General features: G+C 66.6%; 12 protein-coding genes and 1 tRNA gene. 7 read left to right on the forward strand and 6 right to left on the reverse strand.

What is annotated here, in order from left to right; translation table 11 throughout:
- Positions 1-599: 599 nt before the first annotated feature.
- Both ACQR1E_RS26005 and cpdR read right to left on the reverse strand, forming a co-directional pair.
- A tRNA-Val gene (locus tag ACQR1E_RS26005) sits at positions 600-674 on the reverse strand.
- A gap of 117 nt (positions 675-791) precedes the next feature.
- Positions 792-1,151, reverse strand: coding sequence for a cell cycle two-component system response regulator CpdR (gene cpdR / locus ACQR1E_RS26010; RefSeq protein WP_006610087.1), 360 nt, complete (start codon positions 1,149-1,151; stop codon positions 792-794).
- 344 nt (positions 1,152-1,495) lie between these two features.
- Between cpdR and ACQR1E_RS26015 the strand changes: the two genes are divergently transcribed.
- Positions 1,496-2,380: an N-formylglutamate amidohydrolase gene (locus ACQR1E_RS26015; protein ID WP_315716574.1), complete on the forward strand. Its 885-nt coding sequence runs from the start codon at positions 1,496-1,498 to the stop codon at positions 2,378-2,380.
- Positions 2,381-2,862: 482 nt separating this feature from the next.
- Entirely contained in the window at positions 2,863-3,648 is a 786-nt protein-coding gene (gene hisN, locus ACQR1E_RS26020) for a histidinol-phosphatase (RefSeq protein ID WP_315716573.1), read from the forward strand.
- 70 nt (positions 3,649-3,718) lie between these two features.
- Here the strand turns inward: hisN and ACQR1E_RS26025 are convergent, their stop codons facing one another.
- Positions 3,719-4,609 carry a LysR substrate-binding domain-containing protein gene (locus tag ACQR1E_RS26025; RefSeq protein ID WP_315825477.1) on the reverse strand — a complete coding sequence of 297 codons (891 nt, stop codon included), beginning with the start codon at positions 4,607-4,609 and terminating at the stop codon, positions 3,719-3,721.
- A gap of 85 nt (positions 4,610-4,694) precedes the next feature.
- Between ACQR1E_RS26025 and ACQR1E_RS26030 the strand changes: the two genes are divergently transcribed.
- Positions 4,695-5,447, forward strand: a complete 753-nt coding sequence (locus ACQR1E_RS26030) for a sulfite exporter TauE/SafE family protein (RefSeq protein WP_315825434.1) — start codon at positions 4,695-4,697, stop codon at positions 5,445-5,447.
- A 1-nt stretch (position 5,448) separates the two neighbouring features.
- On the opposite strand, the gene ACQR1E_RS26035 is transcribed toward ACQR1E_RS26030, so the two are convergent.
- Positions 5,449-6,090, reverse strand: a complete 642-nt coding sequence (locus ACQR1E_RS26035; RefSeq protein WP_316167848.1) for a LysE family translocator — start codon at positions 6,088-6,090, stop codon at positions 5,449-5,451.
- 171 nt (positions 6,091-6,261) lie between these two features.
- Between ACQR1E_RS26035 and ACQR1E_RS26040 the strand changes: the two genes are divergently transcribed.
- From ACQR1E_RS26040 to ACQR1E_RS26050, 3 genes are all read left to right on the forward strand, one after another.
- Positions 6,262-8,007, forward strand: coding sequence for an adenylate/guanylate cyclase domain-containing protein (locus tag ACQR1E_RS26040; RefSeq protein WP_315716570.1), 1,746 nt, complete (start codon positions 6,262-6,264; stop codon positions 8,005-8,007).
- A 114-nt stretch (positions 8,008-8,121) separates the two neighbouring features.
- Positions 8,122-9,915: an adenylate/guanylate cyclase domain-containing protein gene (locus ACQR1E_RS26045; protein WP_434897742.1), complete on the forward strand. Its 1,794-nt coding sequence runs from the start codon at positions 8,122-8,124 to the stop codon at positions 9,913-9,915.
- 174 nt (positions 9,916-10,089) lie between these two features.
- Complete coding sequence (locus ACQR1E_RS26050; protein WP_434897743.1) at positions 10,090-12,894, forward strand: di-heme-cytochrome C peroxidase; 2,805 nt, start codon at positions 10,090-10,092, stop codon at positions 12,892-12,894.
- Between the two features lie 47 nt (positions 12,895-12,941).
- Here ACQR1E_RS26050 and ACQR1E_RS26055 read toward each other — a convergent pair whose 3' ends face one another.
- Together ACQR1E_RS26055 and ACQR1E_RS26060 are read right to left on the reverse strand one after the other, a co-directional pair.
- Positions 12,942-15,467, reverse strand: coding sequence for a YbcC family protein (locus tag ACQR1E_RS26055; RefSeq protein WP_434863431.1), 2,526 nt, complete (start codon positions 15,465-15,467; stop codon positions 12,942-12,944).
- Between the two features lie 13 nt (positions 15,468-15,480).
- On the reverse strand, positions 15,481-17,070 hold the full coding sequence (locus tag ACQR1E_RS26060) for an NADH-quinone oxidoreductase subunit L (RefSeq protein WP_315825437.1): 1,590 nt from the start codon (positions 17,068-17,070) through the stop codon (positions 15,481-15,483).
- A 116-nt stretch (positions 17,071-17,186) separates the two neighbouring features.
- Here ACQR1E_RS26060 and ACQR1E_RS26065 point away from each other — a divergent pair, with 116 nt between their 5' ends.
- Positions 17,187-18,086: a LysR family transcriptional regulator gene (locus ACQR1E_RS26065; RefSeq protein WP_316167855.1), complete on the forward strand. Its 900-nt coding sequence runs from the start codon at positions 17,187-17,189 to the stop codon at positions 18,084-18,086.
- The last annotated feature ends 36 nt before the right edge of the window (positions 18,087-18,122 follow it).

An 18,122-nucleotide genomic window follows, 5' to 3' on the forward strand; every position in this document is an offset into this window, starting at 1 on the left:
CTCCAGCAGAAGCGCTTGACGAGCTGCTGTCACGAATGAAAACACTTGGTGTTGCGACCACCGCTTGAGCCCGCCGGTGTTCTCGGCTGAACCTGTGGTGACTGCCGCCTGCTTTTTTTCTGCAGGCGGGCCATGGGTGCGGCCAGCGCCCGGCATTCCCCGTGCCCTCTTCGACGAAGAGGGTGGTCGATCAGAACAGCTCGGACGCAAAGCGCGCCGCGAGACAGCGAAGCCATGTCTGAAAATCCAGACCGCAGCATCCACCGACACAGCCGTCCGACGATCAGCAGGCCGCCGATGAAGCGCAAGAGCGGCACCGCGAAGCGCCCGGGCATCCCACCCTTGTCTGTGCAAGCCCCGCGATGTGGATGGCCGGGCCTTTGCCGCGCCGAAGCGGCCGCGGCCGCGCAAGCGGGACGAGCCCGGCCAGGACGACGCGGCGACAGAAGGACAGACGCATGAATTCACGACTATGGTCGCCCTGCCCTGGGGCTGGCGGACCCGCGACGCGAGCCACGGCTGATCCTTGGCTTCGACGTGAGAGGATCTTCAATGATCGTGGGATCGAACGAGGCTGGGTCACCGGCCGGATCGGCCGATGGTGGGCACGACAGGGATCGAACCTGTGACCCCTACCATGTCAAGGTAGTGCTCTCCCGCTGAGCTACGTGCCCTAATCCAATATCCGTTCGGGTGGGCGTCCCTATATCGGCTCCCACGCAGGCAGGCAAGGACGCAAAATGCCGAAATTGGGAATAATCCGCCAGTTCCGGAGGTGTGTCCCTGGCGGCTCAGGCCGCCAGCATCTTGTTGACCTCGCTGACGAGTTCGCGCAGGTGCACCGGCTTGGACAGCACCTTGGCATTCTTGGGCGCCTCCGAATCGGAGTTCAAGGCGACCGCGGCGAAGCCGGTGATGAACATGATCTTGATGTCCGGGTCGAGCTCGGAGGCGCGGCGCGCCAGCTCGATGCCGTCCATCTCCGGCATCACGATGTCGGTCAAGAGCATCTCGAACGGCTCCTCGCGCAGCCGCTGGTAAGCCGACATGCCGTTGTCGTGGGGCGAGACCTGGAACCCGGCATTTTCCAATGCCTTGACCAGGAAGCGGCGCATGTCGTTGTCGTCTTCGGCGAGCAGGATTTTGTGCATGGCGAGGGGTTGTCTGGTCCGGGTGAGAGGCGGAGCGTTGCCGCCACTAAGCCTGACGGGCGGTAAATTTCGGGTGAAAGATTGCGCCTTTTGATCCGACATCGGCAAGGCATTTTGAGGGCTGAAGGTGCGGTCTTCGACCGAAGCAGCACGCCAGCTCAGAGTTGTTCCAAACGCGAGATGAACTTTTTCATTGCTTTTCGCTTGGCAGACCGGCTCGGATTATCGAAGATGCGCGTTGGCAAGAGCAGTGCCTGCGTTGTCCAGAACGAATCGGCCGGAGGATACCGGCGCATCAACGGACGTGACATCGACGCACGTGACCAAGGGGACGGCGCCCAGAGATGACGGACTTTGATGGCGAATTGCCGCCGTTCGAGATCATGGAGCCGACCGAATGGCGCGCGCCCATCATCTTCAATTCCCCTCACTCCGGATCGGCCTACCCCGACGATTTCCTAAGGGCGTCGCGAATCGATCTGCCGGCGCTGCGGCGCTCCGAAGATTCGTTCATGGACGAATTGATCGCCGATCTCCTGTTGCGCGGCTTTCCGGTCGTTCGCGTGCATTTCCCGCGCTGCTATGTCGACGTCAATCGCGAGCCCTATGAGCTCGATCCGCGGATGTTCACCGGGCGGCTGCCGAGCTTTGCCAACACCCGCTCGATGCGGGTGGCCGGCGGCCTCGGCACGATCCCGCGCGTGGTCGGCGACGGCCAGGAGATCTATCGCGACCGGCTGAGCGTCGACGAGGCGCTGCACCGGATCGAGACGCTGTACAAGCCGTATCACCGCGCGCTGCGCCGGCTGATCAACCGCGTGCACCAGCAGTTCGGCACCGTGGTGCTGGTCGACTGCCATTCGATGCCGTCGGTCGGCGTCTCGCGCGACGAGCCGCGCCGGCCCGACATGGTGATCGGCGACCGCTACGGCACGAGCTGCGCGTCGCTGCTGCCGGACCTGGTCGAGGACGTGCTCGGCCGGCTCGGCTATTCGGTCGGCCGCAACAAGCCCTATGCCGGCGGCTTCATCACCGAGCATTACGGCAATCCGGCCACGGGCTTGCATGCGATCCAGATCGAGCTCAACCGCGCGATCTACATGGACGAGCGCCGCAGGGAGCGCGGACCGCGCTTCGCCCAGGTCGCCTCCGATCTCGCCGTGCTCGCCGAGGTGCTGGCGACGGTGCCGCTCGGCGACCTCGGGCCGTTCCAGGCGGCGGCGGAATAGAGGACTGCGCGTTCGGTCCGAGCGATTTCGGCCGGTGGCGTCGGCGCAAAAAAAAGGGCCGCTTGAATGACAAGCGGCCCAAGTCTAGGGAGGAAACGCCCAAGGAGGGCAGCGATAACGCGAAGCGCTACCGCACCGCAACAATATGCAATCGCGCTGCACAAAGCGCAAGAGTTTTTCCGCCTTTCTCCATGCAAAAAAACATAGGCCGGGTTGCGTTCAGCGCGAAACAGCCCTTCTTTTCATCATAGAAGTCAATGGCTTGATTGGAGAATCCAAACGATCGGAGAGGGACGCCGGTTTCGCTTTCACTTTCACATCAGGGGCCCACGACGGCTCAACCGCGCCCGGCCAGCGCGGCCGGACACCAAACGGTATCCATGATGCCACGCTGGTGTTCCATATCCGGATGCGCCCCCGACCGCTTTGAGCTAGGCATAACCGGCTTATTGCCACCCGATTCCCTCACCCAAGGACGCGTTGTGACGGTCATTGATTTCTCCGCCTTCATCGGTCGTCTGGCGACCGCGTCGGGCGAAACCATCCTGCCGTTCTTCCGGACCTCGCTGCTGGTCGACAACAAGAGCAGCCGGCACGATTTCGATCCGGTGACCGAGGCCGACCGGGCCGCCGAGGCCGTGATGCGCCGCCTGATCAAGGCGAACTTTCCTCAGCACGGCATCGTCGGCGAGGAGTTCGGCAATGAGCGCGAGGACGCCGACTACGTCTGGGTGCTCGATCCGATCGACGGCACCAAGTCCTTCATTGCCGGTTTCCCGACCTGGGGCACGCTGATCGCGCTGCTGCACAAGGGCACGCCGGTGTTCGGCATGATGCACCAGCCCTTCATTGGCGAGCGCTTCGCCGGCGACAACGGCTCCGCCAATTACAAGAACGGCGGCGGCGAGCGCCGGCTCTCGGTCCGGCGCTGCGAGCGCCTCGGGGATGCGGTGTGCTATACGACGAGCCCGCTGCTGATGAACGAGGCCGATCGCGCCACCTTTGGCCGGGTCGAGGCCGAGACGCGGCTGTCGCGCTATGGCGGTGACTGCTACTCCTATTGCATGCTGGCCGCCGGCCATCTCGATCTCGTCATCGAGACCGAGCTCAAGCCCTACGACATCGCGGCGCTGATCCCGATCATCAACGGCGCCGGCGGCATCGTCACCGACTGGGAAGGCGGCCCGGCGCAGAACGGCGGCCGGATCGTCGCCGCCGGCGACAAGCGCGTCCACGAAGCGGCGCTGAAGCGGCTGGCTGCGGGCTGAGCCCGCCTCCACTGGCCTGGCTCCCCGCCTCTCGCGCGGAACGGAGACATCCGGCCGGTCGTCGGGCGCCTCACGCGGCGGCCCGGCGCAAATGCTCGACGAGCAGTTTCGCCGGACGCGGCAGCGCCTTGAAGCTGCGGGCGCAGATCACGAGCCGCCGATCGGCCCAGGCGTCGCGCAGCGCGACGAGGCTGATCGGCATCGACCGCGCGCAACGCCGCGCCGCCGCTTCCGGCACCACGGCAATGCCGATCCCGGCCGCCACCATCTGGCAGATCGCGTCGAAATCGCGCAGCCTGGCCCGCACGTGCTGGCGGATGCCGAGCCGCGCGGCGTGCCGGCCGATATGGACGTTGAGCGCCGTCCCCTGCGTGAGGCCGATGAAATCCGCCCCCGCGGTCTCGCTGAAGTCGATCTGTCGGCGCGCTGCGAGCGGGCTGCGCCGTCCGGCCACCAGGATCAGCCGGTCCTCGCCGAAGGCGAAGCGCTCGATCGTCTCGGGCAGCGCGTGCTCCGCCGCAAAGCCGAGATCCGCTCTGCCGGACACGATCGCCTCGGCGATCTCGGTGCTCTCGCGCTCCTCGACATCGACGTTGATGTCGGGATGCTCGCGCAGGAAGGCCGCCAGCGCCTTCGGCAGATGCTCGGCGAGGCCGACCGTGTTGGCGAGCAGCTGCACGTTGGCGCGACGGCCGGATGCGAAGCCCGAGAGCTCGCCCTGCATGGCCTCGACATTGGCCATGATGATGCGGGCGTGATCGAGCAGGCTCTCGCCCGCCGCGGTCAGCTCCACGCCGCGCCGGCCGCGCTTGAACAGCTCGACGCCAAACGCGTCCTCCAGACCCTTGATCCGCGCGCTCGCCGAGGCCAGCGCCAGATGCGCCCGGTCGGCGCCGCCGGTGATGCTGCGGGCCTCGGCCACGGCAATGAACAGCCTGAGATCGACCAGATCGAAACGCATGGTCATCCTGCCTCAGCCTTGGACGAAGGCTTGCTCCGTAACCTCCACATTGTGTCGTCGGCGCAGTCTGGTCAATGTGCCGACCATGATCGACCCCATCCTCATCTTCATCGCCTTCGCGCTCACTTTGGCCGGCTTCGTCAAGGGCGCGCTCGGCCTCGGCCTGCCGACCATCTCGGTCGGACTGCTCGCGGTCGCCATGCCGCCGGGCCGGGCGCTCGCCATCGTCATCGTACCGGCCGTGATCACCAACATCTGGCAGACTTTCGCCGGCCCCTATCTGCGTGATATCGCCAGGCGCCTGTGGCCGCTGATGCTGGGGACCGCGATCGGCATCTGCCTCAACGCCGGCGCGCTCAGCCATGCCTCGACCCGCTGGGGCAACGTCGCGCTCGGCGTCTTGCTGATGCTCTATGCCCTGCTCGGTCTCACCAAGCTCGCCTTCAAGGTCGCGCCGCCGCACGAGAAATGGGTCGGCGGCATCGTCGGCCTCGTCACCGGGCTGATCTCGGCCGCCACCGGCGTGCAGGTCGTGCCCTCGGTACCGTACATGCAGGCGATCGGGCTCGAGAAGGACGAGCTGGTCCAGGCCCTCGGCGTGTTCTTCACGGTCGCCACGGTCACGCTGGCCTTCAACTTGACGAGCTCCGGCCTGCTCAGCACGGCCACCGCCCTGCCCGGCGCGGTCGCGATGGCCTGCGCCTTTGTCGGCATGTTCGCGGGCCAAGCGGCGCGATCCCGACTGCCGGCCGAGGCGTTCCGCCGTGTGTTCCTGATCGCCATGATCCTGCTCGGCCTGTATCTCGCCGGCACGGCGGTCGTCGAGCTGCTCCGGTAAGTCAGCGCGCCTCGAGCATCGCGATCCGGACGCCGAGATAGATCAGCAGCCCGCCGATCGTGCGGTTGAGCCAGAGCAGCGCGGCGGACGAGTCGCGCACGCGGCGCGCTGCACGGGCCGCGACGACGGCGACGCCGAGACACCAGATCGTGCTGTTGACGATGAAGATCGTGCCGAGCAGCAGGAAGGCGATCGCCTTGTGCGGCGCCTCGGCTGCGACGAATTGCGGCAGGAAGGCGAGGAAGAACATCGCGACCTTCGGATTGAGGATGTTGGTGAGCGCGCCCTGCCAGAACGCTTGGCGCAGCGTCACCACCGGCATCGACGTCGCATCACTCGCCCTGGCGGCGTCCGGCCGCCGCGCCAGAAGCTGCGTGATGCCGAGATAGACCAGATAGGCCGCACCGGCCCATTTCACCGTCGCGAAGGCCGTCGCGGAGGCCGTGAGCAGCGCCGACAGCCCGATCGCACTTCCGAACACGTGAACCAGGCAGCCCGTGCTGATGCCGAAGGCGGCAGCGGCCCCGCCGCGCCAGCCCATCTGCGCGCTGCGGCCAACGATGTAGGCGGTGTCGGGACCCGGCGTGATGTTGAGCAGCAGCCCGGAGACGAGAAACAAAGGCAGATCGTGAATGCCGAGCATGATTGAACATTTCCTAACAATAACGGTCTAACCATACCTGGCCTCGGCATTGCCGTCTCGCGCCGCAGAGGCCGGCGCGGGGCCGCATGGCGAGGTGCCGCGATGGGTTCTGGAAAAGCGTTGGATTTGGCCGCCTCGGCCGTGGTATGCGCGAGGCGGGAGCACGATGTGATGGAAAGACGCCTCGCTGCCATCCTTTGCGCCGACGTCGCCGGCTATTCACGCATGATGGGGATTGACGAGGACGGCACGCACGCCGCCTTCAAGGCTCATCGCGGCGCCATCCATCCGATCATCCTCAACCACGCCGGCCGCATCGTCAAACACACCGGCGACGGCTTTCTGCTGGAATTCGCCAACGCCGCCAGCGCCATCCAGTTCGGGATCGAGATGCAGTCCCTGATGGCGGAGCGCAACGCCGATCTGCCGTCCGACCGCAACATGCGCTTCCGGCTGGGAATCCATCAGGGTGAGTTTACGGTCGATGACGGCGAGGCCTTCGGCGACGGCATCAATGTCGCCGTCAATCTGGAATCGATCGCCGTCCCGGGCGGTGTTGCCGTCTCGGCCAAGGCTTATGAGGAGGCCGGCCTGCAACTCCCCGTCAAGCTGACCAGCGCCGGAAGCTTTCAGTTCAAGAACCTGCGGGAGCCGGTGCAGGCGTGGACATGGGAGCCGGGTAGCGAGGCGGCGATCCGGGCCGGGACGAGCGTCACCGGCCTGCCGCCGCAATATCGCACCGCGATCGTCGGCGTGCTGCCATTCGTCAACCTCTCCGACGACGCCGACGCCTATCTCGCCGACGGGCTCGCGGACGACCTGATCCATGCGCTGTCGCTGCAATCGTTCTTTCGTGTCCTGAGCCGCACCTCGACGTTTCGCTTCAGGGACCGCGGCCTCAATCCCCGCCTGGTCGCACGCGAGATCGATGCGACCTACCTGATTCAGGGAACGGTGCGGCGCTCTCGTCACAAGCTCCGCGTGACGGCGGAGCTGATCGCGCCCGAGACCGGCGCTCAATTGTGGACCGGTCGCTATGACGGCGATGTCGGTGATCTCTTCGCGATGCAGGACGAGATCACCACCAGCCTATGCGCGGCGCTGATGCCGGAGATCTATCGTGTCGAAGCCTCGATTCCGGTCCGTGCGCCGGCGACCGACCCGACCGGATGGGACCGCTTCCTGCGCGGTCTGTCGCACTACTACCGACCGACCAAGGCCGACTACGAGATCTCCATCTCGCTGTTTCGGCAAGCCATTGCGCTCGATCCCACGCTCGGCCTCGCGCACGCTTATCTCGCGACCATTCTGATGCAGGGCATCAATTTCGGCTGGATCAAGGGCTCGCGCGAGCTCTGGCAGGAGGCGAAGAATCTGGCCTTGGACAGCGTGCGGCTCGACGGGCGCTCCTCGTTCGCCTATGCGATCCTGGCCTTCGTGCAGGCCATGCAGGGCGACCATGACGACGGCATGAAGGCGGCGCGCAAGGCGACCGAGCTCAATGCCTACGACATGGGCGCACGCGGCGTGCTCGGGCTCTGCCATATGGTCAACGGCGAGCACCAGCAGGCGATCGATCTGTTCTCGATCGCGGCCCAGCGCGGCAACAGCGATCCGCGCTACCAATGGCCGGCGCTGAATGCCTACAGCCACTACCTGCTCGGCCGCTATGAGGCGGCGTTGTCCTGGGCCCGCGAGGAGCTGTTTCTCTACCCGAACCATCTGCAGGCGCTGACGATCCGCGCGGCGACCCTGGCGCAGCTTGGTGCGACCGACCAGGCGGGCGACGCCGTCGACGTGCTGCACGCGCAATACCCCTGGCTCACGCTCGACCGCCACATCAAGAACATCCGATGGAAACGCCGGGACGACATCGACCACTACCGCGACGGACTGATCAAGGCCGGGCTGACCTGAGCCAATCGGGTCCAATGTCGCCGGCCCGCCACATGGCCTACACATTGCTTCCGCAAATTGATTGGATTCGACCGCTGTTGCCGTGGTATCGCCCTGAGTAGGAGCAAAGACGGAATGGAGAGACGGCTGGCCGCGATTGTCTGTGCCGATGTGGTCGGTTACTCGCGGATGATGGGCGCCGACGAGGCGGGAACCCATGCCGCGTTCAAGGCCCATCGCGGCGCCATCCACCCGATCATCCTCAATCACGGCGGCCGCATCGTGAAATACACAGGGGACGGGTTTCTCCTGGAATTTCCGAGCGTCGTCGGCGCCATCGCGGCCTCCGTCGAGGTGCAGAAGCTGATGGCCGAGCGCAATGCTCATTTGCCGGCCGACCGGGTGATGCAGTTTCGCCTCGGCCTCAACATGGGCGACGTCATCTTCGATGAGGACGAGGTGTTCGGCGACGGCGTCAACACCGCGGTGCGGCTTGAAGCCGCAGCACCGCCCGGCGGAATTGCCGTCTCCCACAAGGCCTACCAGGAAGCCAGCAAGCACCTCACGGTCACCTTCGTCGACCGCGGGCCGTTCCGCTTCAAGAACATCGAAGACACCATCAACGTCTGGACCTGGGATCCGTCCTCGCCGGAGAAGAGCCGCGAGCAGCGGTCCGCCACGACCCTGCCGGCGCAATACCGCACCGCCATCGTCGGCGTGCTGCCATTCGCCAATCTCAGCGGCGAGACCGACGAATACTTCTCGGACGGCCTGGCCGAAGACCTCATCCATGCGCTGTCGCTGCAGTCGTTCTTCCGGGTGCTCAGCCGCAACTCCACCTTCGCCTTCAAGCATGCCGGCATGAGTGCCCGCCTGATCGCGCGCGAGATCGATGCGACCTATCTCATCCAGGGCTCGGTGCGGCGCTCCGGCGACAAGATCAGGGTTACCGCCGAGCTGGTCGCGCCGGAGAACGGCGAGCAGCTCTGGGCCGGCCGCTACGACCGCGACATCGGCGACCTGTTTGCAGTGCAGGATGACATCACCGCCAACCTCTGCACCGCGCTGATCCCCGAGATCTATCGCGCGGAGGCGGCGGTGCCGGTGCGGTCCAAGACCACGGACCTCACGGCGTGGGATCGCTTCCTGCGCGGGCTGTCGCACTACTACCAGCCGACCAAGGCCGACTACGAGAGCTCGATCGCGCTGTTCCGCGAGGCGATCAGGATCGACCCAGGTCTTGCGATCGCCCACACCTATCTCGGCACCATCCTGCTGCAGGGCATCCATTTCGGCTGGATCAGGAACTCACGGGAGCTGTGGGACGAGGCAATGGCGCTGGCCGAGGCCGGCGTCCGACTCGATTCCCGCTCGTCCTTCTCCTATTCGCTGCTGGCCTATGTCCATGCCATGCAGGGCCGGGTCGAGGCCGGGATGGAGGCGGCGCGCAAGTCGCTGCAGCTCAATCCCTATGACATGGGCGCGCGCGGCGTGCTCGGCGTCTGCCATCTCGTCGCCGGCGAGCACCGCCAGGCGATCGAGCTGTTCTCGGTGGCGGCCCAGCGCGGCAACAGCGATCCGCGCTATCAATGGTCGGTGCTGAGCGCGTTCAGCCATTACATGCTCGGCCAGTACGACGCCTCGCTGTCCTGGGCGCGAGAGTCGTACTATCAGAACCCGAACCATCTGCAGTGCCTCGCCATCCGCGCCGCCGCGCTGGCGCAGCTCGGACGCTCGGTCGAAGCGGGCGAGGCCGTCGCGGCACTTTTGAGCCAGCATCCGTGGATGACGATCGAGCGCCTCCTGAGCAACATCCGCTGGCGCAATCCCGCCGACATCGCGCATTATCGCGACGGCCTCACCAAGGCCGGCATCCCGTTGACCAAGCTCACCCTGGTGGACACCAAGGCCAAGTTCGCGGGCGAATAGCGCGATCGCGACTTGAGGTTGACACTTGGGCGGGTTGCGCCAATCATTCACGATTGCATTGTAGCGTTCAGACGGCGGCCGATCCGCCCGTTCCTCGGCGCAATTCGGCGTCGTCCTCGTTTGTTTGCGTGATTTCGTTTTCATCACTCAGGTGCTTTCCAAGGATGTTCTTCGATGCAAGAAGACAGCGCCCGCGCCCGTGACGCCCTGCCCGGACAGCTTCCGGTCTCGTCCGACAACCCGTGTCCCTTCCTGCGCGCACTCGTCGCCGGCGGCTTCGTCGACGGCCACAGCGTCCCCTTGAAGACCATCGGCGACCGGGTCGAGGCGGCGAGCGGCGAGACCGGCTTCAAGAAGCGGCTCGTCGGCATCGAGACCTTTGGCGTTGCGCTGATCGCGAACGGCCTGTCGCCGCTGCGGCTGCTGAAGAGCCTGTGGTCCGGCGCCGATCTCGACCAGTTGCGCAACGGCCCGCTCGACAAACATGGCGGCGGATCGCGCATTCTCGACGCCGAGGCCAAGGTTCATCCCGAGGAGATCGACCGGTTCGCGAGCTTCGGCAGCGACTATCCCGATCCCAACGGGGGCACCGAGCGCGGCCTCAACGAGGCGCAGATCCAGACTTTCATGAAGGCCAATCTGACGCGCGACGGCGACCGAGCGCGCTGGTACTTCCCCATTCTGATGCAGGGCGAATGGCCGGTGCTGCTCAACATCCTCGGCAAGGGCGAGGGCGACGGCCGCTATCTCTCCGTTGCCGAGGTCCGCACGCTGTTCGTCGACCGCCGCCTGCCGCAGCGTATCGCCGCGCGGCTGATGGCCAAGCCCAAGCCCGCGAACATCGTCTGGCGTATCGGCAAGGCGCTCGTGGGCACGGCAGTGCTGGCCGGCGCCGCCGTGTTGCTCGCCTGGGTGGCCGCGCCCGACGCCGTCAGCGACAAGCTCGGCAAGGTTCTGCCGAAGAAGGTCGCGGCGTTGATCCCGCCCGCTTTGCCCGAGACCGAGCCGACCAGGGCGGCCTATTGGCTCGATCAGGGCTGGACCACGCAGGACCGGCACTGGTTTCACCACGTGACGCAGGGCACCGCGACCTTCCCGATTCCCTACGCCTGGTTCATGGCGATGGAGCAGCCTTATCTGGCGCCGTTCGGCACGCCCGGCCTGATCTCCGACAGCGCCTATCTCGAACGTTTCGGCTTCATCCCGAGCCCGAAGAGCGTCGACGGCGACCCAAGCGTCCTCCGGCCGTTCGGCTACGCCGCGACGGCTGCCAAGACCGAGCCCGCAGCGCCGCTGCCCGCCGGCCTCAAGCCGACCCCGGCCGGCAACGAAGGCGGCCTGCCGGTCGGCTTTGCCCGGCTCACCGGCGCGACCGATCCCGCCACCGGCGCCGCGCAGTCCGACAAGATCGGCCTGACCTGCGCGGCCTGCCACTCCGGCAGCATCCACTACAAGGGCGTCAGCGTACGCTTCGACGGCGGCCCCGGCATGGTCGACCTGCGCAAGCTTGAAGAGGCCATGGGCTTTGCGATGATCTTCACGCAATACGTGCCCGGCCGCTTCACGCGCTTTGCCGATCGCGTGCTCGGACCGAATGCGTCCGACGCCGATCGCGCGAGCCTGAAGAAGGGCCTGAAGGCCGCGATCGATTTCGCGCTCAACATGCAGGCCAACAACTACAAGACCACGATCGAAGCCAAGGGCCAGACCGAGACGGAGGAAGGCTTCGGCCGGCTCGACGCGCTGAACCGCATCGGCAACCAGGTATTCTACCTCGACATGGCCTCGAGCGGTCTGCCCAACATGCTCGACAACCAGGAGGCCATCGACGCGCCGGTGTCCTATCCGCCGATCTGGACCGTGCCGTGGTTCTCCTGGGCGCAATATGACGGATCGATCGCGCAGCCCCTGATCCGCAATGCCGGCGAGGCGCTCGGCGTCTCCGCACAGATCAACTTCTCGCCGAAGACCGCGAGCGACAGACTGTGGCGCTCGTCGATGGCGATCGATAACCTGCTCTACATCGAGAACATGCTGCGCGGTCCCGATCCGTTCGCGACCACGACGCCCGCGTTCGGCGGGCTGACCTCGCCGAAATGGCCGGAGAAGCTGTTCGCCGGCGACGACGCCTGGAAGATCGATCCGGTCCGCGTCGAACGCGGCCGTAAGCTCTATGCCGCTGTCTGTGTCGAGTGCCATCTCGGCCCGGTCGCCGACACCGTGTTCGACAAGACCTATCCGGACAAGAGCTTCTGGAAGATCAAGCCGGCCGATGACTGGGAGAGCAAGGGCTGGAACGCCAAGGGCCCGATCCTCGACCTCGTGCAGAAGCCCGTCGAGGCGATGCAGACCGACCCCGGACAGGCGAGCATTCTCGCCAACCGCAAGGTCAACGTGGCAGGCTTCCTCGAGGTCGATCCGGCCAAGGACCTGAAGGGCTGCAACCTGCCGCAGGGCTCGACCACGGAGATGCCCTATGCGCTGGCGCTGATGGCCGTCGTGCAGAAGGCCAGCGACAAATGGATGGAGGACCGCAAGATCTCCGAGGCGGAGCGGGCCGCATTGTGGGGCGATCGCAGAAACTGTCCCAACCCGGCCGGCAAGAGCTATCGCGCCCGCCCGCTCAACGGCGTGTGGGCGACCGCACCCTATCTGCACAACGGCTCGGTGCCGTCGCTGTACTGGCTGCTGACGCCGGCTGCCGAGCGGCCGACGTCGTTCTGCCAGGGCGCGCGCGACTATGACCCGAAGTCGGTCGGCTTCGCAGTGCCGAAGGGCGGCGAGAGCACGTGCAAGGTCGGACAGACGCTGTTCGTGACCAGCGATTCCAGCGGCAAGCCGATCAAGGGCAACAGCACGCTCGGCCATTCCTTCGAAGGGCCGACGAAGCCCAACAAGGATTATCCGAACGGCATCATCGGCGGTGCCTTCTCGGAGGACGAGCGCTGGGACCTGATCGAGTACCTGAAGACGCTGTGAGGTCACGCGACGGTGCGGCCTGCTGATCATGGGGCGCACCGCAGGCTTCACGCCGCGGTCCAGCCGCCCGGACGCACGCAACGCCGGATCGCTCCCTGCTCTCCGAGGGAGTGCAGGATCACCCAGCCGTTGACGACGAGATCGCGCACGCCCTGGTGACGCTGCAGGACCTCGTCCATGGCGCTCTCCGGCGCGGCGATGAAGACGTTGAGCCTGATGGGTTCGTGGATGAAGCGCGTGCCGTCATGCACCGACTGCCAGGGCAGCCCGACACGCAAGTCGCCGGCGTTGCCCTCGAGCACGCCGAGCTGGCCGACGATGTTGTGCAACACCTTGTTGCCGCTGCCGAAGGCAGCGTTGTTCACGGTCGAGCCGTAATATTGCAGGTTGATCCAGCTCGCGACCACCATCGGCGCCGTCATGATCAGCTCGAGGGTGCGATAGCCGTCGTCACGGGCGGCCTCGTAGGAGTGCAGGAAGGCGCGGCCGCCGAGGTCGAGGCCGCGGGTGAAGGCGCGCGGCGCGGCGATGAAGGCGGCGTTGCCGGCGAGCCCCCATTCGGGCCGCACCTGCGACCAGTCGCGGCTCCGGGCGATCACCGCGTCATCGATGTCGGATACGTCCTTGATGCCGAGCAGCGCGCTGCGCTCCTGCCGCGCCAGCCGTGCAGCGTCCGCGAGCCGTGCCTTCAGCCGGGACAGATCCGGCGCGAGCACGGCCGGAACGTCGTCCTCGTCGAACAAGGTCACGGCATCGGTCGTGGTGTCGTGCAGCGCTCCGATGAACCAGCAATCGGCGGGGATGTCGATGCCCTTGGCGCGCAGACCTTCTCGCACACGCCAGTCGTTGAGAACGGCTGCGGCGACCCGCGCATTGGCCTCGCCGGTATGGCCCCCGCAGGCGCCGCAATCCAACCCCGACGCGTGCGGATTGTTGACGGTGGTGCTGCCGTGACCGGCCAGCAGCACGAGCCGCGCGAACGGCCCGGTCAGCGACATCGCCTTGAGCACCGCCTCGGCCATCGCGACGCGCTGCGGATCGGTGAAGCCGGTGGCCCGCCCGCCGAGCTCGCCCGGTGTCAGCCGCGGCTGGACGCGGGCCGCGATCTCGGGATCGAGACCATCAACGACGGGTGACGGCACGGGACGCGTGACACCTGCGCTGTCGGTTGCGATCTTGGCGGCGAAGCCGAGGCCGGCGGTCTCGACGAAGGAGAACGACGAGACGGCCGAGACCTTGAACGACTTCCAGGCCTTGGCCGCCCGCCGCCGCAGCAGCCGCAGACCCAGCACCTCGGCCGCCTCGACGTCATCGGCATGCTTGACGGCCTCGCAAACGACAAAGGCGGGCTTGAGCAGCACCGGGCATTGCGCGCCGCCCCTGGTATGGCCGATCGGGACGTATTCGATCGGGAAGCCGAAGAATCCGGCGAAGCCGATCGTCTCGGCTTCCGGATAAGCGGTCTCCAGCGCGCGCCGGAAGATCTCCGAGCGCACGTCGATGCAGAACGCGGCCTGCAACGCCGGCCGCGCCGGCAGCCGCGGGATCGCCGCCTCTGCGCCATGCGCGGCAAGCTGCCCGACCAGCCGCGCCCGGAAGGCGATCTCATAGGCCTCGTGCAGCACGAGATCGATCGCAAGCTCCGGCGTCTCGTCGAGCCGCTGATCGGCCGGCAGCTTCGCCGCTTCCGCCATGGCCTCCGCCCAGGCCGCCTTGAAGGCGTCGTCGGTGCGCGCCTGATAGAGCGCGTAGCCCCAGGCGAGCCGGATCGCCAGCAGCTCCAGCAGGGTCTCGTCGCGCCGACCGTCGAGCTGCGCGTTCCAACCGATGTAGCGGGCATAGGCCGACCAGCCGCCGAGATCGAACAGCGCCCGCACCAGATAGTCCTCGACTGCCCGCTCGGGGATGCCGAGCCGGTCGACGATCAGACCGATCGCCTGCACCGGATCGGCCGGCAGCTCCGCGATCGCCTTGCGGAAGCCGGGGAGCCCCATCACCTCGGGATTGCGGTCATAGGCCGCGATCGTCCGCCACGCGGCATAGGGCTTCAGCTTGCGCACCGGGCTTGGCCAGCTCGCCTGGCCTTCGTCGAAATAGGTGGCGCAGAACGCCGAGATCTCGTCGATCATGAAGGCGACCAGCGAGACGTACCGATCGCCCTCGGCGAGCCGGTCGAGCACCTCGGCGACCGTCGCCACGACAGCGGGCGGCGACGACAGCCCGGCCTCGGCGCGCGCCTTCTGCTTGAGCGCGTCGACATCGAGCCCGGTCGAGGGATGCAGCGCGAGCGCCTGCGCCAGCGCTTCATCGTCGATCCGGCCGTCGTCGAGCGCCTGCCGGTAGTAGCCGCGCGGCATCAGCATCCGCGTCCGCACCACGCGCTCGAACGTCGCGGCGGTCGCGGCGAAGCTCTGCGAGGTAAAGCCGAGGAACGGATTGACGGCGACGAAGTGCTTCAGCGGCCACAACGGCGCGACCCGCTGGCAGGCGCTGTCGATGCGGGCCATCAGCCCGGCATCGGCGGTGGTGTCGATCGGGTCGGTCATGGACATGGCAAGGGCAGCCTGGGTCATCTTCATCTCCGGCTCACGGCTTGGACGGAAGGTGCGAGCTCGCGCTTCGCGGCCAAACCGTCAGCACGAGGCGGTTGGCGAGCGTGTTGAGATAGAGGCCGTTGCGCAGGTGGACGTAGGCCGCGATCCAGAACGGCGCGTCGGCGCGGCGCATCATCTGGTTCTGGAACACGGTCACCGCCGCGAACGAGACCACCACGGCCGCCGCGATCAGCATCGGCACGACACCATCGACCGGCCGCGATGCGGGAATGCTGCCGCCGACCAGCCAGGCCGTGCCGGCCTGCAGCGCGAAGTAGACGATCGCGACGCCCGCTGCGGTCACCGCGGCGCGGGCGATGACGAAGGCGTTCGGCCGCTCGTCGATCGCGTTGGCCATCAGGTGCACCAGCCCCATCAGCAGCACCGAGCCGAGCGCGATCTGCGCCGGGTTGCTGCGGAGCGTCATGCCGAAGGCGAGCCCCGTGAGCAGCGCGAGGCCGATTACCGCGACCAAGGCCAGGATCAGTCGTGCCGCGTGCGGCTGGCCGCCGGGGCTCGGCGTCCATGACGCGCGGGCGAGATCGATGATGCTGCCCGACGACAGGAAGGCGTGCGCCTTGTAGAGCGAATGCGCCACGATGTGCAGCAGCGCCGCGGAGAAGGCGCCGAGCCCGCATTGCAGCAGCATGAAGCCCATCTGCGCCACCGTCGAATAAGCGAGCTGAACCTTGACCGAGGTCTGCGTCAGCATCACCAGCGAGCCGAACAGCGCGGTGGCGCCACCGACGACCGCGAGGACGTCGAGCGCGGGCGTGGCCAGCAGCAGCACGTCGCTGAGCCTGAGCACCAGGAAGCCACCGGCATTGATGATGCCGGCATGCAGCAGGGCCGACACCGGGGTCGGCGTCTCCATCACCTCGATAAGCCAGCCATGCAGCGGCAGCTGCGCGGATTTCAGCATCGCGGTCGCGACGATCAGCAGCGCGGCGATCGTGACAATCGCCGATCCCGCCCCTTCTCCGCCGCGGGCCTGCGCAGCGAGGCTGGCGAGCTCCAGCGTGCCGAAGCGGAGGTAGAGAAGCAGCGCCGCGACCGCGAGGAAGGCATCGCCGAGCCGGCTCGCCACGAACTTCTTGCGCGAGGCGCGGACCGCGGCCGGACGGGTGTCGTAGAACAGCAGCAGCTTGCCGAGCGCCAGGCTGGTGCCGATCCAGGCCGCCAGCAGCAGCACCAGGTTTCCGGAGATCAGCAAGGTCAGCACCGCGGCCAGGGTGAGCAGCAGCCAGCGCGTGAACCTGACCTGGCCGGGATCGCCGTCGAGATAGTTGCGGCTGTAGCGCACGACGACGAAGCCGATGAAGCTGACCAGCATGATGAGGATGGCGCCGAGCGTATCGAGCTGCAGCGACAGCCCTAGGCCGTAGCCGCCGAGCAGTGGCGTCCGCCCTGCCCCCATGACCGCTGCGCCGAGGCTCGCGAGAGTGGCAAGGGCGAATGCGAGCGCGGCGGTCGCGATCGCGTTACGTGCGACGGTTCTGGCGCTGCCGCCGGTGCCGGCGAGTGCGACGACCGCGAGCGTGAGCGGCGCAAGCGCCGCAAGACAGGGAAGGAGCTGGTTCATGGCGGCCCGGTCGTTTGATCACAGGGGACGATCTCTCCCTCTTGCTTTACGGGCTGCAGTTCATTCCTAAAATTTCAATCATTGAACCTGATCGTTATAAAATATAGAATGATTGTGTGCCGCATCTGAATTACCACCACCTACGCTACTTCTGGATCATCGCCGGCGAAGGCAGCATGAGCCGCGCCGCGCAGCGCCTCAACGTCTCGCCCTCCTCGCTGTCGGTGCAGGTGAAGGCGCTGGAGGAGCAGCTCGGGCAGAAGCTGTTCGAGCGCATTGGACGCACCCTGCAGCTCACCGAGGCCGGGCGCATCGCGCTCGACTATGCCGGCAGCGTGTTCAAGTCCGGCCATGAGCTGATCGAGACCTTGTCGGGCCTGCGGCCGGGACGGCAGCTGCTGCGGGTCGGCGCCGCGGCGAACCTGTCGCGCAACTTCCAGATCGCGTTCCTGAAGCCCTTGATCGGGCGCGGCGACGTCGAGCTGATCATCCACACCGGTCAGTTCAGCGACCTGTTGGAGCAGCTCGACGCCCACAAGCTCGATCTCGTGCTCGCCAACCATCCGGCGGCGCCAGACATGCGCAGCAATTTCGACAACACGCTGATCGATGAGCAGCGCGTCAGCCTCGTTAGCCGCAAGCCGGCCAAGCCCGCGCGATTCCGATTCCCGCAGGACCTGGCAACGACGCCGGTGATCCTGCCCGGCCGAGGCAGCGCGCTGCGCTCGGCTTTCGATGCGCTGGTCGGATCCAGCGGGATCCGTCCGGTCATCGCCGCCGAGGTCGACGACATGGCGATGCTGCGCCTGATGGCCCGCGAGAGCGGCACCGTCACGTTGGTGCCGTCGATCGTCGTGATCGACGAGCTGCGTACCGGCGTGCTGGTTGAACGCGCCCGCCTGAGCGCGCTGAAGGAGCAGTTCTTCGCCGTAAGCCAGCAGCGCCGCTATCCCAATCCGCTCGTCGCCGAGCTGATCGGATCACGCGACAGGAAGAGCGGTTCACGGCCTGAATGACCTGTCCGTGGCACTTCGTCTTGAAATAGGTTGCAG

Origin of the sequence: Bradyrhizobium sp. HKCCYLRH1030, assembly GCF_051168395.1 — a bacterium.
Taxonomy (GTDB): Bacteria; Pseudomonadota; Alphaproteobacteria; order Rhizobiales; family Xanthobacteraceae; genus Bradyrhizobium.

What these genes read in the sequence shown, in the direction of transcription:
- cpdR (WP_006610087.1), bottom strand. Translation starts at nt 1,151, where the DNA reads ATGCACAAAATCCTGCTCGCCGAAGACGACAACGACATGCGCCGCTTC.
- ACQR1E_RS26015 (WP_315716574.1), top strand. Translation starts at nt 1,496, where the DNA reads ATGACGGACTTTGATGGCGAATTGCCGCCGTTCGAGATCATGGAGCCG.
- ACQR1E_RS26025 (WP_315825477.1), bottom strand. Translation starts at nt 4,609, where the DNA reads ATGCGTTTCGATCTGGTCGATCTCAGGCTGTTCATTGCCGTGGCCGAG.
- ACQR1E_RS26030 (WP_315825434.1), top strand. Translation starts at nt 4,695, where the DNA reads ATGATCGACCCCATCCTCATCTTCATCGCCTTCGCGCTCACTTTGGCC.
- ACQR1E_RS26035 (WP_316167848.1), bottom strand. Translation starts at nt 6,090, where the DNA reads ATGCTCGGCATTCACGATCTGCCTTTGTTTCTCGTCTCCGGGCTGCTG.
- ACQR1E_RS26040 (WP_315716570.1), top strand. Translation starts at nt 6,262, where the DNA reads ATGGAAAGACGCCTCGCTGCCATCCTTTGCGCCGACGTCGCCGGCTAT.
- ACQR1E_RS26045 (WP_434897742.1), top strand. Translation starts at nt 8,122, where the DNA reads ATGGAGAGACGGCTGGCCGCGATTGTCTGTGCCGATGTGGTCGGTTAC.
- ACQR1E_RS26050 (WP_434897743.1), top strand. Translation starts at nt 10,090, where the DNA reads ATGCAAGAAGACAGCGCCCGCGCCCGTGACGCCCTGCCCGGACAGCTT.
- ACQR1E_RS26055 (WP_434863431.1), bottom strand. Translation starts at nt 15,467, where the DNA reads ATGACCCAGGCTGCCCTTGCCATGTCCATGACCGACCCGATCGACACC.
- ACQR1E_RS26060 (WP_315825437.1), bottom strand. Translation starts at nt 17,070, where the DNA reads ATGAACCAGCTCCTTCCCTGTCTTGCGGCGCTTGCGCCGCTCACGCTC.